Origin of the sequence: Arthrobacter sp. Rue61a (genome assembly GCF_000294695.2) — a bacterium.
Classification (GTDB): Bacteria; Actinomycetota; Actinomycetes; order Actinomycetales; family Micrococcaceae; genus Arthrobacter; species Arthrobacter aurescens_A.
Window position 1 is genome coordinate 1,535,555 of record NC_018531.1, and the last position, 14,242, is coordinate 1,549,796.

Annotated in this window: 10 protein-coding genes, 1 tRNA gene and 1 pseudogene; 7 read left to right on the top strand and 5 right to left on the bottom strand. The window is 60.7% G+C overall.

Annotated features, from left to right (window positions below):
- Window positions 1-12: 12 nt before the first annotated feature.
- The 3 genes from ARUE_RS07045 to ARUE_RS07055 form a co-directional block, all read right to left on the bottom strand.
- Window positions 13-2,511, bottom strand: coding sequence for a DUF2156 domain-containing protein (locus tag ARUE_RS07045; protein ID WP_014921232.1), 2,499 nt, complete (start codon window positions 2,509-2,511; stop codon window positions 13-15).
- A 123-nt stretch (window positions 2,512-2,634) separates the two neighbouring features.
- Window positions 2,635-2,814 (bottom strand): YMGG-like glycine zipper-containing protein, encoded by a 180-nt coding sequence (locus tag ARUE_RS07050; protein ID WP_017199401.1) that lies wholly within the window; start codon window positions 2,812-2,814, stop codon window positions 2,635-2,637.
- Window positions 2,815-2,837: 23 nt separating this feature from the next.
- A complete protein-coding gene (locus ARUE_RS07055; RefSeq protein ID WP_014921233.1) occupies window positions 2,838-4,067 on the bottom strand; it encodes a multidrug effflux MFS transporter in 1,230 nt (409 codons plus the stop codon).
- Window positions 4,068-4,241: 174 nt separating this feature from the next.
- Between ARUE_RS07055 and ARUE_RS07060 the strand changes: the two genes are divergently transcribed.
- The 5 genes from ARUE_RS07060 to ARUE_RS07080 all read left to right on the top strand — a co-directional run bounded on the left by ARUE_RS07060 (window position 4,242) and on the right by ARUE_RS07080 (window position 8,128).
- Window positions 4,242-5,090: a phage holin family protein gene (locus ARUE_RS07060; RefSeq protein WP_011774212.1), complete on the top strand. Its 849-nt coding sequence runs from the start codon at window positions 4,242-4,244 to the stop codon at window positions 5,088-5,090.
- A 47-nt stretch (window positions 5,091-5,137) separates the two neighbouring features.
- Entirely contained in the window at window positions 5,138-5,761 is a 624-nt protein-coding gene (locus ARUE_RS07065; RefSeq protein WP_011774213.1) for a CDP-alcohol phosphatidyltransferase family protein, read from the top strand.
- Window positions 5,761-6,666, top strand: coding sequence for a DMT family transporter (locus ARUE_RS07070; RefSeq protein WP_014921234.1), 906 nt, complete (start codon window positions 5,761-5,763; stop codon window positions 6,664-6,666). Before ARUE_RS07065 ends, ARUE_RS07070 begins: the two co-directional genes overlap by 1 nt.
- A 107-nt stretch (window positions 6,667-6,773) precedes the next feature.
- Entirely contained in the window at window positions 6,774-7,970 is a 1,197-nt protein-coding gene (locus ARUE_RS07075) for a glycosyltransferase (protein ID WP_011774215.1), read from the top strand.
- A gap of 84 nt (window positions 7,971-8,054) precedes the next feature.
- A tRNA-Ile gene (locus tag ARUE_RS07080) sits at window positions 8,055-8,128 on the top strand.
- Window positions 8,129-8,184: 56 nt separating this feature from the next.
- On the opposite strand, the gene ARUE_RS07085 is transcribed toward ARUE_RS07080, so the two are convergent.
- Window positions 8,185-10,959 (bottom strand): AAA domain-containing protein, encoded by a 2,775-nt coding sequence (locus ARUE_RS07085; RefSeq protein WP_014921235.1) that lies wholly within the window; start codon window positions 10,957-10,959, stop codon window positions 8,185-8,187.
- Between the two features lie 241 nt (window positions 10,960-11,200).
- Between ARUE_RS07085 and ARUE_RS07090 the strand changes: the two genes are divergently transcribed.
- A complete protein-coding gene (locus ARUE_RS07090) occupies window positions 11,201-12,391 on the top strand; it encodes an acyl-CoA dehydrogenase family protein (protein WP_043469972.1) in 1,191 nt (396 codons plus the stop codon).
- Window positions 12,392-12,526: 135 nt separating this feature from the next.
- On the opposite strand, the pseudogene ARUE_RS23690 reads toward ARUE_RS07090, so the two are convergent.
- Window positions 12,527-12,910: pseudogene (locus tag ARUE_RS23690) on the bottom strand (M23 family metallopeptidase); the annotation flags it as partial.
- A gap of 408 nt (window positions 12,911-13,318) precedes the next feature.
- Between ARUE_RS23690 and rpsB the strand changes: the two are divergent.
- The gene (gene rpsB, locus ARUE_RS07100) at window positions 13,319-14,188 is read left to right on the top strand and encodes a 30S ribosomal protein S2 (RefSeq protein WP_043469978.1); all 870 of its coding nucleotides are present in this window, start codon (window positions 13,319-13,321) and stop codon (window positions 14,186-14,188) included.
- Window positions 14,189-14,242 lie beyond the last annotated feature (54 nt).

Sequence of the window (14,242 nt, forward strand, 5' to 3'; positions counted from 1 at the left end):
TCCGTTCCGGCGTCACGCGGCGGGCTCCTTGGCTACCATCTGCCGCAACAGCCCCGCGCTTTGCGTGGGGGAGAGTCCCGGCAAGTAGGCGGAACCCACGGCAATACCGATGGACGGTAGGGCCAACGGGTCTTGGTAGTACATGTACAAAGTCCGGTGCTCCGGCTGGAACCGCGACTTGAAGGCGGCCAACGACTTGAAGCCATACATGGGTTCCAAGGCGTTCCCGAGGAGTGCGAGGACGCGGTCCAGTGTGCTGCGGTCACCCTCGCCGGCGCCGGCTCCTGCGTTGGCCAGCGGAGAGCCGGACAAAGAGATGTGAGGGACTTCATCCTTGAAGTGGGTCACGGCGGAGGCAATAAGGAACTCCATGACGCCCTTGAAACCCGTGGTGCGGCGGCGCATGAAGTCCAAGGTCCACCCCGAGATGGTCCCTTGGCTGAAAACGGGCAGCCAGCTGGTGACTCCATGGACCAGGCCGGCGTCATCCACGGCAACACAGCAGAGCACCTCGGGATCTTTGAGCTCATTCAGGCCACCCAAGGTGAAGCCCATCTCAGGAAGTGCCTTGTCAGCCACCCATTCCTCGGAAATCTCAGCGAGCTGGGCCCTGATTCCCGGCGGCATCTCAGGGTAGTTGTACCAGTGATCCTTGATGGACAGCTTGTCTGCACGGTTCAGGGCGGTGCGGACGTTCTGCCACTCCTTCCCCTTGAAGGTCATGGCCTGGACGTTGAGTAGTGTCTCTTCCGCCACTTCCAGCTTCCTGAAGCCCCGGGGAAGGAGCGGCGCATCGAGCTCTGCCGTTGCCGAGTAGAAGCACGGGATCAGCCCGAGGTTCGAACAGTGTTTCAGGAATCCAGCGGCCGCATCGGCATGGTGTTCTTCAGCGCCGAAAGGACCCGCAACCGTAAGGGCCACGCCGTTATGGACCTGATAGGCAATACCGGCCTTCCTGTCCGGGGTGAACCAGTACTGGTTGTTGTCCCACAGCGCCATCCAGGACAGCGTGCCGCCGCCATCATGCAACAGCTCCCTGGTGTGCCCCAGATCGGCTGCTGGATCAGTGGCGAGCATCCTGAACCGCCGGAAGTTATTCAGGACCAGCACCAGGATGCACAGCCAGATGATGTCCCCGCCCAGGCCGTAAAGGACCGTGCTCAGCAGGCCTTGCGGGAGGGCCACAACGAAGGGGACAGGGAAAGGAACCAGGATGTGGGTTAGCTGCCCGGCAAGGTCCAGCAGGGTAGAGCGGCCCGGGTTGCCTTCAATGAACCAGAACGCCACATAGAAGATCACGGCGGCGACAGCCAGGATGAGCGAGGTCCGGCCGAGGACCCGATAACCCGCGTCGCTCGACTCGACGCGGAACTTATGCCGGTTTGCGAGCAGCAGCGCCACGATGATGAGCGGGGCGAGGACTGCTGGGACCGCGTACAGGAGGAGGTACGCGAAGTCGTCATCGCCCAACGTGACATCCGGATCATAGACGTATTGGAGGATGGACAGGACGGTCACAGCGGCAAGATACAGCTGGATAACAAGCGTCAGCCGGTACGCGAGCCGTCGGCCGCGCCGGAGGCCCTCGGCACAGACAAGCAACAGAAGAACCGGAATCAGTGTCAGGATGGCCGCGCCGAAGCTTTGGACGCCAACGATGCCCTGCAGGGTGACACAGTTGGTGTCGTTGTTGCACGCTTCCTGAACCTCATCGGCGTCGGGACTGGCCTGGAGCATGACCTCGGAAACGACGGAGAGGGGCCCTACTTCCCAGGTTCCCGTCAGTTGCGTGAGCAGAGGTCCGACGGCGAAGACGCCCACCACTGTGCCTACCAGGAAACGGGTCTCGCGAAGGCTAGACGAGTGGAGCGATCCGGCCCTGCGGCGGAGCACCAGCGACTGGACGGCCCAACCCGCCAAGATCCCGATCACGGCTCCGGCCAGCGCCTGCAGGGTTTGGGCAACGCCCACGAACAAGGCAAACATCAGCGTCGCGGCCAGCAACCACGTCCTCAGGCGACGACGCCACAGTGCCTCGAGTGCCGCCGTCGAACATCCCAACGCAGCGGCGGCGCCGCCATAGGCGCCCACTACATATTCGCCGCCCAGGAAGCTCAGCCACTGGTCGCTGGCGTCCGTTCCGAAGGTTACAAGCGCCACAAGAACCAAGGCGCTGAGGGCTGAGCCGGCTATGAAGGCAGCCAAGGCGATCCAAGGGCCCATGACGCGTTCGGCGATGCCGACACCCACCAGGATTGCCGCCGTGCAGGCCAGATAGTCCACAAGAGAGGAAGCAAAGAACGCCGACGTGAAGATGGACCACCACGGTCCGGGCTCTACCGCCAAGCCGATTCCGACTTGATCCAACAAGTCTTGGCCGGGGCCGTTGATGAGGCTACCGGAAACGGCACCCAGTACCCAGAGGATCACCACCAGAGCGAGCGTCAGCGGCAACCTCCGGACGGTGGCCAGGCCCCGCACACTGCCCCGAAATACAACAGCCGTGCTCATGTGATGTCCCCTTCACCGGTTCAAGCACCGGTTACCCCGGCTGGCCACCATTCTGCCTTGCGGCGCGCAGTTAGGGGAGGGTTTGGTGACTCTCGACGGCGGCGGGTCGCCTGAGAGACCGGCCTAGTCCCTCTTCCAAGGGCCAGGATTCACGCGGTACAGCACGGCGGCGCCGATCACGGCACCCAGGATGGCACCAAACAGCGCGCTGCCGGCGGCGCGGCCCAAAAGAGCACCGGCGACGGCGCCGAGCAAAGCGCCGAGGAAGAGGCCCCTGCCGTTGCGGTGCGGTTTATTAGTCATGGTCACAGCCTACGGGGCTGGTTCTAATGGATGGACGGAACAGACCGTGGCCGGACGATCAACCACAGCGCGGCGATCGCGCCGGTGATGCAGGCGGCCATCACGGCGCCCATGGGGACGGCTGAACTGACGCCCAGCCACCCGACCACCAGCGGGACAATCCCGGCCATCATGAACTGCGATGCGCCCAGGAGCGATGCTGCGGTGCCTGCCTGCGCGCCGTGGTTCGCCAAGGACAGGACCTGTACACACGGGAACATGAAGCCTGTTGCGCAAATGTAGAACCACAAAGGAATGAGGATGCCCCACAACCCCACATGCAACAGGTCAAGGACCACGATCAGGAGGGCGGTGAACAGCATGAACACCGTTGCCCCGGCCACGATCCACTGCGGCGCCACCCGTCGGATCAGGCGCGAGCTGATCTGCACGCCTGCAACGATGCCCAGGGAGTTGACCCCGAACAGGATGCCGTATTCCTGCGGCGAAAAGCCGTAGACGTTCTGGAAGAGAAAGGTGGAAGCCGATAGGTATGCGAAAAGCCCGCCGAAGTTCAGGCTTCCCACCAGCACCATGCCCACGAAAATCCTGTCCGTCAGGACGGTCTTATAGCGTTGAGCCACCGTGTTGGCGGACTTTCCGCGCTGGTCGGCCGGAAGTGTCTCCCGAATGAAGAAGATGGAGGCGATGATGACAAGCAGGCCATAACCGGCCAGGAAGTAGAAGATGCCCGGCCACGGGAACGCCAGCAGCAGTTGGGAGCCGATGACCGGCGCCAGGATGGGGGCGAGGCCGTTGACCAGTGACATCCGCGAGAACATCCGGACCATGGAGTAGCCGTGAAAGAGGTCCCGGACCATGGCCATGGCCACCACGCCACCGCCGGCAGCGCCGATTCCCATGAGCACGCGGAAGAGGGAGAGCATCCCGATGTCCGTGGCCAGTGCCGCGCCGAGCGAAGAGCCGATGTGCAAAGCCGTGGCCAGAATCAGGGGCAGCCGACGTCCAACCTTGTCGCTGAAGGGGCCCACCAGCAGCTGGCCGAGCCCGAACCCCACAGTTGTACCGGTCAGTGTGAGCTGGATTGCCGCTTCCGATACGTCAAAACTCTCTTCCAAGGCGGGGAACGCCGGAAGATACAGGTCAATAGTGAAAGGACCCAGGGCAGTGAGGGCACCCAGCAGGAGAATGTAGACAAGTTTTTCGCGTCGGCTCAGAGAATCGCCCGGAGCAATGGGAGAGGTCACGATCATCTATCCTATGGCCCGGATCATATTTATTGGACCTATGACGGGCGCGCCGCATTGTCGTCCCGAAAGTTCAGCAGGAACCTGAATGATAGCTTTGAGGACAGGTGTACGCTGCGATGGTTTTTTGCGCCGCGTTCGCCTTACACGATGCCCAGAGGAAGCAGTTAGGCGGAACCCATGAGTGGACGTCACACCGGCCGGACCAGTCAAGGACCAGCCATTCGTACTATGCCGAAGACCCTCAAGCTCGTAGCAAGGCTGGTTCCGAGGCAACTCAACGACGAAATCGCCCTGGCGAAGGTAGAACTCAAGCGAAAGGCCACGCAGGTTGGCATCGCTGGCGCCTTCTTCGGAGTAGCGCTTGTGTTCTTGGGGCTCCTGGTGATTGCGCTGGTTGTCGCAGCCATCCTGGGTTTGGCCACAATTATGCCCGGCTGGCTGGCGGCTCTGATTGTCGCAGCATTCTTCCTGCTGATTGTGGCTATCGCATCCTTGATAGGCATAGCCAAATTCAAGAAAGCCATGCCCTTGGTCCCGGAAGACACCATCAGGGGCATCAAGCACGATCTCGGAATTGCCAAGGAAGGTTCTGCCTTCGACGAATCCATCCTGGATCCCAACTCGCCTGCCGCCAAGGCCGCGAAGGCTGAAAAGGAAGCAGCCGCGGAGAAGGCCAAGGCAGAAAAGGCTGCAAAGGAAGCGGCCAAGGAAGCAGACGCCGTCAAGGCGCCCACCGAAGCCGAACTTCGCTCGCGACTGAAGAGGCGGCGTGAACACCTGACCGGCGTCCGCGACGAACTCGGTGAGCAGCTGGACGTCAAGAAGCAGGGTCAGGCTTTGCTGGAAAGCGCCAACGGAAAGTTCAAAGACGGCAAGGAATTCGCTTCAGCGAAGCTTGCCGACCTCGGAGACTCCGTACCCGAAAGCCTCACCGAACGGCTTGCCGCCAGGTGGAAGGACCTCGCAGCTTTCGCCACCGCTGCCGTGGTCTTCGTTGTTGCGCTGAGGAAGCTGCTGAAGAAGTAGCAGCCAATCGGGGCACCAAAGACTGAAGACGAGGAAGGGGGACAAAAATGAGATTGATCGGAGCTGGGTCGCACCCTGACCGGCCGCAGGTTGATCATGACCTCATCTTCACGATCCCCAACGTCCTCACAGTCCTTCGTTTCATGGGCGTCCCGCTATTTGTGTGGCTCGTGTTGTCGGAACAGGAGTACGGCTTCGCGGTCCTGGTGCTCGTCATCATGGGCAGTACCGACTGGGTGGATGGATACATCGCCAGACGCTTCGACCAGACCTCCAAGCTGGGCCGGATACTGGATCCGATGGCCGACCGGGCCGCGTTGCTGGCTGTCGCGTTCACGCTGGCGATTGCCGGCGTCGTGCAGTGGTGGTACTTGGCCGCACTGTTGGTGCCGGACGCCGTATTGGCCATCGCCTCGCTGATCTACTTCCGGAGCCACCCGGACCTTCCGGTGAGCATCATTGGAAAGATCCGCACGGCGCTGCTGCTGGTCGGCACACCGTTGCTTGTCCTGTCCAAGCTGCCGATTCCACTTACCGAGGTCTACTTCGTGGCTGCTTGGACCTTCTTGGGCTTCGGCCTGCTAGGCCATTGGATTGCGGCCTACAACTATTTTTGGGCCATCTTGCGTAAGGGTAAAGAATTGAAAACCGACGACGGCGGACGAGGCTGATGGTCTGGCTGGCGGTTTTTCTCGCGGTACTTGGTGCTTTCTTCCTCGCCATCGGCGCCCAGCGGCAGGGCAGCGCGGTGAAAGCCGATACCGGTGGCCTGGCGCTCAGCTCCAACGGCTTCCTGCGGCTCTTGCGAAATCCCCGTTGGATGCTCGGGCTGTTGTTCCTTGCCCTCGGAATGGTGATGAACGCAGTCGCTTTGGTTTCCGCGCCCCTCACAGTGGTGCAGCCCATTGGTGCCATCGCACTGGTGATCACCACGGTGGTCAACGCCAAGGACCAGGGCCTGAGCATCAACCGCGCCACTGTGGTGGCCATCAGTGCCTGTGTTACGGGTTCAGCGTTGTTCGTGCTGCTGGCAGTCAACGTCACTCAGGAAAACCATCACGTTAACACCGAAGACGAGTTGACGATTGTCCTCCTGCTTGCCTTGGCCGTGGGCATCTTCGGAACACTGGCCGTCGTGTTCAGGCACCGAATGAGTGCCTTCATCTACATTCTGGGAGCCGGTGTCCTTTTCGGCTTCGTCGCCGTGCTGACCCGCATCATCGGCAAGCACCTGCTCGATCCCAACGGTCTGTTCCTCCTGAACGTCCAGTGGTACACCCTCATCGCCATCGTGGCCGCCGGGGGACTGGGCTCCTGGTTCGTGCAGAGTGCCTACTCCGGAGGACCGCCGGACCTGGTAATCGCCGGGTTGACCGTCATTGACCCGATGGTGGGCATCGCAATCGGCATCGTGATCCTCGGTGAGCTTCGTCCCGATGTCCACGCCGTGATGGCCATCGCCATGGCTGCGGCCGCTACGCTTGCTATCGTGGGGGTTATTGCCCTGAGCCGGCACCATCCGGAAGTCACCAAACGCAAGAAGGATGCGAAGGCGGCTGCCAGCCGGAAGGCTTAGGGCAGAGACTTACCTTGCGCCACCGTTATTGCGGTCGGCAACCCGGCGACACCGCAGCATTGCCACAAGCAACGCTGTCCGCACCGTGACCATCAGGAGTTCTCCACGTGACCATTCCCGACACCAACAAGCCCCTCACTATTCTGATTGCGGCGGATACCTACCCGCCGCACGTCAACGGTGCCGCCCAGTTCGGCTACCGCCTTGCAAAGGGGATGACGGCACGTGGACACAACGTGCACGTGTTGGCCTGCCGTCCGGACACGGGCAAGAGCTACACGGAGTTCCGCGACGAAGCCACGGTCCACCGGCTCCGCTCCCATGGCGTTTTCACCCACGAGTACTTCCGGATCTGCTTCCCGTGGGAAATCAAGAAGGAAATCAGCCTCCTCTTCGACAAAGTCCAGCCGGATGTCGTCCACATCCAGAGCCACTACATGATCGGCGAGCACGTCCTCTACGAGGCTGTTAAGCGCGGAATCCGGATTGTAGCCACCAACCACTTCATGCCGGAGAACCTCAACCCCTTCCTTCCGTTCCCGCAGTGGTTCAAGGACATCGTGGGCCGGATTTCGTGGAAGGACATGGGCAAGGTCATGGGTCAGGCCGACGTGGTCACCACACCCACGCCGCTCGCTGCCAAGGCCATGCACCAGCACGCCTTCCTGCGTAAGGTCCTGCCCCTTTCCAACGGCATCGATTCTTCGGCCTACGAGCTCCAGCCCGGTGAAATCATCGAACCGCACGCCAACCCAACGGTCCTGTTCGTGGGCCGCCTGGCCGAAGAGAAGCACATCAACGTGCTGATCGACGCCGTGGCCAAGACCCCGCGCGAGTTGAACGTGAACCTGGAAATCGTGGGTGGTGGCGAAGTTCGTCCCGCCCTTGAGGCCCAGGTAGCGAAGCTTGGGCTGGGGGATCGGGTGCGGTTCCTTGGGTTGGCGAGCGACGAGGACCTGCGTGAGGCGTACATCAAGGCCGATATCTTCTGCATGCCCGGTACTGCCGAGCTGCAGTCGCTGGTGACCCTGGAGGCCATGTCGGCTTCCACTCCTGTGCTGCTGGCCAACGCCATGGCACTGCCGCACCTGGTCCGTGACGGGGAGAACGGCTACCTGTTCACGCCCAACGACAGCAATGAGCTCGCGGCCAAGATCACCCACCTGGTGGAACTTCCCAAGGACGAACTTGTTGCCATGGGCAAGCTGAGCCGCGAGATGGTTGAGCCGCACAGCATCAACGGCACCCTCCAGACGTTTGAGGACCTCTACCGCGGGGCTTCCTACGAGGACAAAGTGGTGTGACACAAGCACTCCCCATTAGCTATTAGTATTGCTAGAGTGCTTTGCCCGGTACTGCCGTTTCACAGCGGCCGGACCGGGCATCACGGGGCTATAGCTCAGCTGGTTAGAGCGCGGGACTCATAATCCTAAGGTCCTCGGTTCAAGTCCGAGTAGCCCTACATTCACACGGGAGCCGTGGCCGACGATCAAGACGTCGGTCACGGCTCTCTTGCTGTCACTGACCGTTGACTGCAGCCGTTAGTTCGTGGCGAATGCGGGCTTCCTCCCCACTTCCTGTCGTGGGTAGACGTAATAGGCGGATCTTGTGCGCGTGGCAGATGGCGTCTTTGTGGGCATCTCGGGCGTGCTGCGCGGGGTTGTTTTCATGGAAGGCAAAACCATCGACCTCAACTGCAAGGACGGGCATGTTGCTGATGCGGTTGTAGACCACAAAGTCCAAGGTTGCGCGGTTCTGGACGTAGGAGCGTTGTTCGGGCGTGAGCATGGACAGCTCAGGCAGCAGGTTCCTCAGCAGGACCTGCGGCGCTATGGCCAGGTCGGTGAAAGGCTCATCCCCGATGAGTTCAGTCAATAACGTCCAGATGATGTTTTCCGAAGTGAACTGTGAATTGCCCTGCAGCCTGCTGGCCAGTGGTTTCAACAGCGCAGAATATTCTCTGTACAAGAGGTCGAAAACAGACAGGACGCTGCTGTCGAACACACCATCTTCAGGGTTTCGGTACCGAATGAACTGAACCAAGTCCCGAAGATGGCGGCTTGTGGGAAGCATCTCGTTGTTGGTGACGAGGACAAACCGCTTCACTGCGCGGGAGACGGCGACGTTTACCAAGTGGGGGTCGTCTACGAAGTTGATGCCCGATTTACCGAGGTTCGTCTCGTCCAGGACGGTGCTCATGATGATCACGGTCTTTTGGCGCCCCTGGAACTTATGGACCGTGTCCGCTTGGATGTTGTTGACCAGGGCCTCGGCTACCTTGTCCACTTGCCTTCGATACGGGGTCACCACGCCGATTTCGTCATCGGGAATGCCTGAACAAAATTGGTCCAGCACTTCCTTGGCAATGACATCCGCCTCCCGCTGGTTGGTCCGCCCCCCGCTGTGGTGCTGACGCATGTGGTTCCCCTCAGCTGTACGGACCACGACCATCGGCTGTCCCTCAACGTCGCCGGAGGTATACGGCACAAGCTGTCCTCCGTAGAACTTCCTGTTGCAGTACTCGATGATCGCCGGATCACAGCGGTAGTGCTCGCGGAGCATGGTACGGGGAAGGCCGGCACCGTATTGGTCGATGATTGAGGAAAGGACGTTATGCAGTCTGTAATCAAAGTTGGGCGACGGCGCTCTAGGAGCGGTCCTCGACGCCTTTTCGTCGGCTATGTGCTGGAGCTGCTTCAGGTCACCGACAACGATGACGTTCCGGGCACAAGAGAGCGCCAGCCCGGCAGCGAGCAGGTCCACTTGGGAAGCCTCGTCGATGATTAAATAATCCAAGAATTTCCCTGCCGGGACGTTTCTTCGCAGGGAATGGCATGTACTGAGAACTACCGGGTAGTCCGAGGTGAACTCTGCAAATTCCGGTTTGTACCTGCTTTCGGTATAAATCCGTCTCCGCTTCCGGGCGTATCGCTGATGGAGTGCCGCTTCCAGAGTCTGCCGTGAGGCCCGCTGATGATCGCGTTCCAGACGCCGGTAGTCCTCGCTCGCCAAAATCCTTTCGGCTTGGTCAATTTGCAGCTCCAGCTCAGCGATTTTCTTATCGTAGTAAGTACCTTGCAGGCTCAGAACAACATCAGTTTGGCCAGTGTCGACTCTCCCCAACGACCCGTATCGCAGACGAAGTTTGATGCGCCTGAAGAACCTCCGGAGTGGACCTTCGTCCAAGGGAACGGAGGACGTATCAGCCAGGAACTCGAGAATTCGGCGCGATGAACCGTGCCAAGGCGGCACTTCATTCATCGCGGCCGGGCCAGCCGCGTCTGCCTGGAGGAGAAAGTGGCGCCTTTCGAGTTTGAACGCGTCCAGCTCGTGCTTCCACAGGGCCAGCTGCCGGACAGTCCCTTGCAGGTCTTGCAGGCGTTTGTCGAGATCGGCCACATGGTCGGCCGGCGGGGCTTCGTCGGGCGGGCTGCCGACGAAATGATCGACAATGGCATTCCTGGCTCCTTGACGGGCGAAGAATTCGTCCATTTTCTCTTTGCGTCGAAGGTCCGCCACGATATAGCCGTAGCCTTCCTCTGCGAGTTTGTCCCGAACGTTCTCAACAGCTGCATTGTTGAAGGAAACGATTCCAACCGTCTTGCCTGGGATTGCGACGATGTTGGCAACGACGTTCAGAATGGTTTGGGTTTTTCCTGTTCCGGGAGGCCCGTCGATGACGGAGATTCGGTGGTTGAGCCCCTTCAACAGGGCCTCGCGCTGGCTGACGTTTGACGAAAAAGGCAGTATCGGATGTTGTTGAAAATGCCCGGCGGCGTCCAAGGCCTGGCCCCGAAGGTAGAGATCAAGGACGCTACCTTTCGGGACGCTCTTGAAACTCTCGTACTGCCGGCGCAGCGCATCGTCCTCCCGGAGTTTGGATGCGACGTCCCGCCAATAATCCAACACGGCTTGCGCGCGTAGTTCTTCATCGGACGGTCGGGAGATCGCTATCTCTTTGTCAGGACAGGTTTCATAGCCGATTCCTGATGCGCCCGCATGGAAAACACGCCACCATGTTCCCTGAGGCGATTCAAAGCGGAGGACGTCCGTGACGCCATCAATGACCTTGCCCCGCACGGATACTCCGTCCTGGGGCTCTAGGAGTATCGGGGCGGGATTCCGAAGAACAACGACCTTGTCAGCCGAGTACTTGTATCTCTTTTCGGAACCAAAGGAGACATACGTGAAGGCCCCCGCGGCGTGATACGCCACTACTTCCGAGGTCCTGTCCTCAAGGCCGTTGTGTTGACGATTCCGGATCAGAATCGCCTCTCGTCGTGGATTGATCATCGGAACGTCCCCCAATTCGTCTGCGGCGTTGCACAACCGACGTTACAGAACTGTCTGCTCGGAGCCTCGGCTTTGGGACCCTCATGAAACCTTGTCCGTTGCGGGACCGGAGAGTCTGCGGTAAGTTACTGAGCAGTAACTTACTACTCGCCGGTAACTTGGCTGCCCTATTGCCCCTTGGTGCAGCTCAGTCACTCCGGACCTGACGTGGTCGCAGGTGACCACCCCTGAAGGAGCGAATATGTCCAACGCTGCATTCGACGCCACCAACCTTCCGTATGCCGACGGCGACTTCTACGCCTTTGAGGAGATGCTGACAGGGAAAGAGCAGGACCGCCTCGCCGAGGTCCGGGAGTTTCTTGCGCGTGAGGTCAAGCCCATCGCTGTGGATTGCTGGAACCGAGGCGAGTTCCCCATGGACCTCATTCCCAAGCTCGGGGAACTGGACTTGGTCAGCCCCGTTCGTCGCCAGGGGTACTCGAACCTGTTCGCCGGAATGCTCCACGCGGAGGTAACCCGGGCAGATGCTTCCATTGCGACGTTCATGGGTGTCCACGATGGACTCTTCACGGGTTCCATCGAGGCGCTCGCGTCCCAGGAGCAGAAGGACGCTTGGCTGCCGGACATCTACTCCCTGAAGAAGATCGGTGCGTTCGGCCTGACCGAGCCCCTGGGTGGCTCCGATGTTGCAGGTGGGACGCGGACCACCGCAATGCGCGACGGTGACAACTGGATCCTCAACGGCGCCAAGCGCTGGATCGGCAATGCCACTTTCTCCGACTGGGTAGTCATCTACGCCAAGGATGTAGCCGACAACCAGGTCAAGGCGTTCCTGGTGGACACCAAGCTGCCCGGTTACTCGGCCAGCAAGATTGAGAACAAGATCTCGCTGCGCACGGTGCAGAACGCGGACATCACCCTGGACAACGTGGTGGTTCCAGACTTCTTCAAGCTGGCCAACGGGAACAGCTTCCGCGATACCAACAAGGTCCTCAAAGTGACCCGCCTGGCCGTCGCATGGCAGGCGGTCGGGCTTCAAATGGCAGCCTTCGATGTCGCGCGCAGCTACGCCGTGGGGCGTCAACAGTTCGGGCGGCCCCTGGCAGCGTTCCAGTTGGTGCAGAACCAGTTGGTTCAAATTCTCGGCAACACCGTGGCCTCCCTGGGAATGATGGTGCGCCTGGCCCAACTCGAAGACGCAGGAGCGGCCAAGGACGAGCAGTCGGCCCTGGCCAAGGCGTTCACGACGGCCCGCATGCGCGAAAGTGTTGCCCTGGGACGAAGCATCCTGGGTGGCAACGGCATCGTTACGGACTATGGGATGGCCAAGATCTTCTCGGACGCCGAAGCCATCTACTCCTACGAAGGCACGCACGAAATCAACACGCTGGTAACCGGCCGGGCGATCACCGGAGTTTCGGCCATCGTCTAGGACGTTCGCCGCTGCAGCGGGGACTCTGCTGAGCGGAAGCAGGACGGACGGTCGCATGTCCGTCACGAAGCCAAGTGGATTGACGTAGTCCTCGCCGCGGCGGACGCCCCAGTGCAGGCACGTAGCGCCAACGCAGTGACCGGGCTCAATGGTGCCAATGACCTGACCCCTGCGGACAGCGTCGCCGGGCTTGAGTTCACTGGCGACGGGTTCAAAGCTGCTCTTGAGGCCATCGCCCTGATCGATGGTCAGCACCGGGCGATCAACTACGACGCCGGCAAAGGTCACCACGCCATCCGACGGCGCGGTGACCGGGCCGCCGTCGGGCGTTGGTCCCAAGTCCACCCCTCGATGCCCGCTGAGCCACGGTTTGTCCGGCGGGTCAAATGTTCGCAGGATGGACGGCTTGGGGGAGAGTGGCCAGCTCCACCGGGCCTCTGGCGCGGGCGCAGCGCTGCTCGTCCCTCCGGCGACAACGAGGGTAAGAATTGTGGACACGATGAGCTTCAAACCGGACATGAACCCAGCCTCCCGTGACCACGAACCCGGGTCGATCCCCGGCCTTCCGTATGTGGACAACGGGTGGTCGCGCGCGGTCAAACAGCAGGGGTCGCTGTAGTACACTTGGTGGAGCAGTTTGCTGTGCCCTCAAGCTAGTTCAGGAACATGTCTCATTCAGATATGTGGGGGTCCCAGGCTGACTACGCGTATCCAGCCCTCCACCAGCGAAGCCTCTTGGCTTCGAGCTGCGGAGGATTGTGCCTCTTGCGGTCCGGCTGAGCCTTTGGTTCCCTGCCGGATGAGAAGTGCAATGGATGCCAGGAGCCGCGCCCGTCCGGGCAAAGGCTAAACAACCGTCAACTATTGGCAGGGTAAGAGCAGCCCCATGGGCTCTCTCATGAATGACCTGCCGGAAGGAGCGTCGGCATGCCCGTCGTAACTATGCGCCAGCTGCTTGACAGCGGCGTCCACTTTGGACACCAGACCCGTCGTTGGAACCCGAAGATGAAGCGCTTCATCTTCACGGAGCGCAACGGCATCTACATCATTGACCTCCAGCAGTCGCTGTCCTACATCGACCGCGCCTACGAGTTCGTCAAGGCCACTGTCGCCCACGGCGGCACCGTCCTGTTCGTCGGCACCAAGAAGCAGGCTCAGGAAGCAATTGCCGAGCAGGCTACCCGTGTTGGCCAGCCGTACGTCAACCAGCGTTGGTTGGGCGGTATGCTCACCAACTTCCAGACCGTCGCCAAGCGTATCCAGCGCATGAAGGAACTCGAAGAGATCAACTTCGACGACGTCGCAGGCTCGGCCTACACCAAGAAGGAGCTCCTGCTCCTCAAGCGCGAACTCACCAAGCTTGAGTCCAACCTCGGTGGTATCCGCAACCTGACCAAGGCTCCCTCGGTTCTGTGGGTTGTTGACACCAAGAAGGAACACCTTGCTGTTGACGAAGCCAAGAAGCTGAACATCCCGGTTGTTGCCATCCTGGACACCAACTGCGATCCCGACGAAGTTGACTTCCCGATCCCGGGTAACGACGACGCCATCCGCTCTGTCAACCTGCTTACCCGCGTTGTTGCCGACGCCGTAGCTGAGGGCCTCATCGCCCGCAACCAGCGCGCAACCGGCACCACCGAAGCTCCGGAAGAGCCGCTGGCCGAGTGGGAGCGCGAGCTCCTCGAAGGCAGCAAGGCTGAAGAAGCAGCAACTGCTGAGGCTCCGGCCGCAGAAGCTCCCGCAGCCGAAGCTCCCGAGGCTGCTGAAGCTGCAGCCGGCGAAGCTGAAGCCAAGTAAATCTGGACCTTCCCTGACGCTGGAAACAGCGTCAGGGGCAACTGACAGGATGGC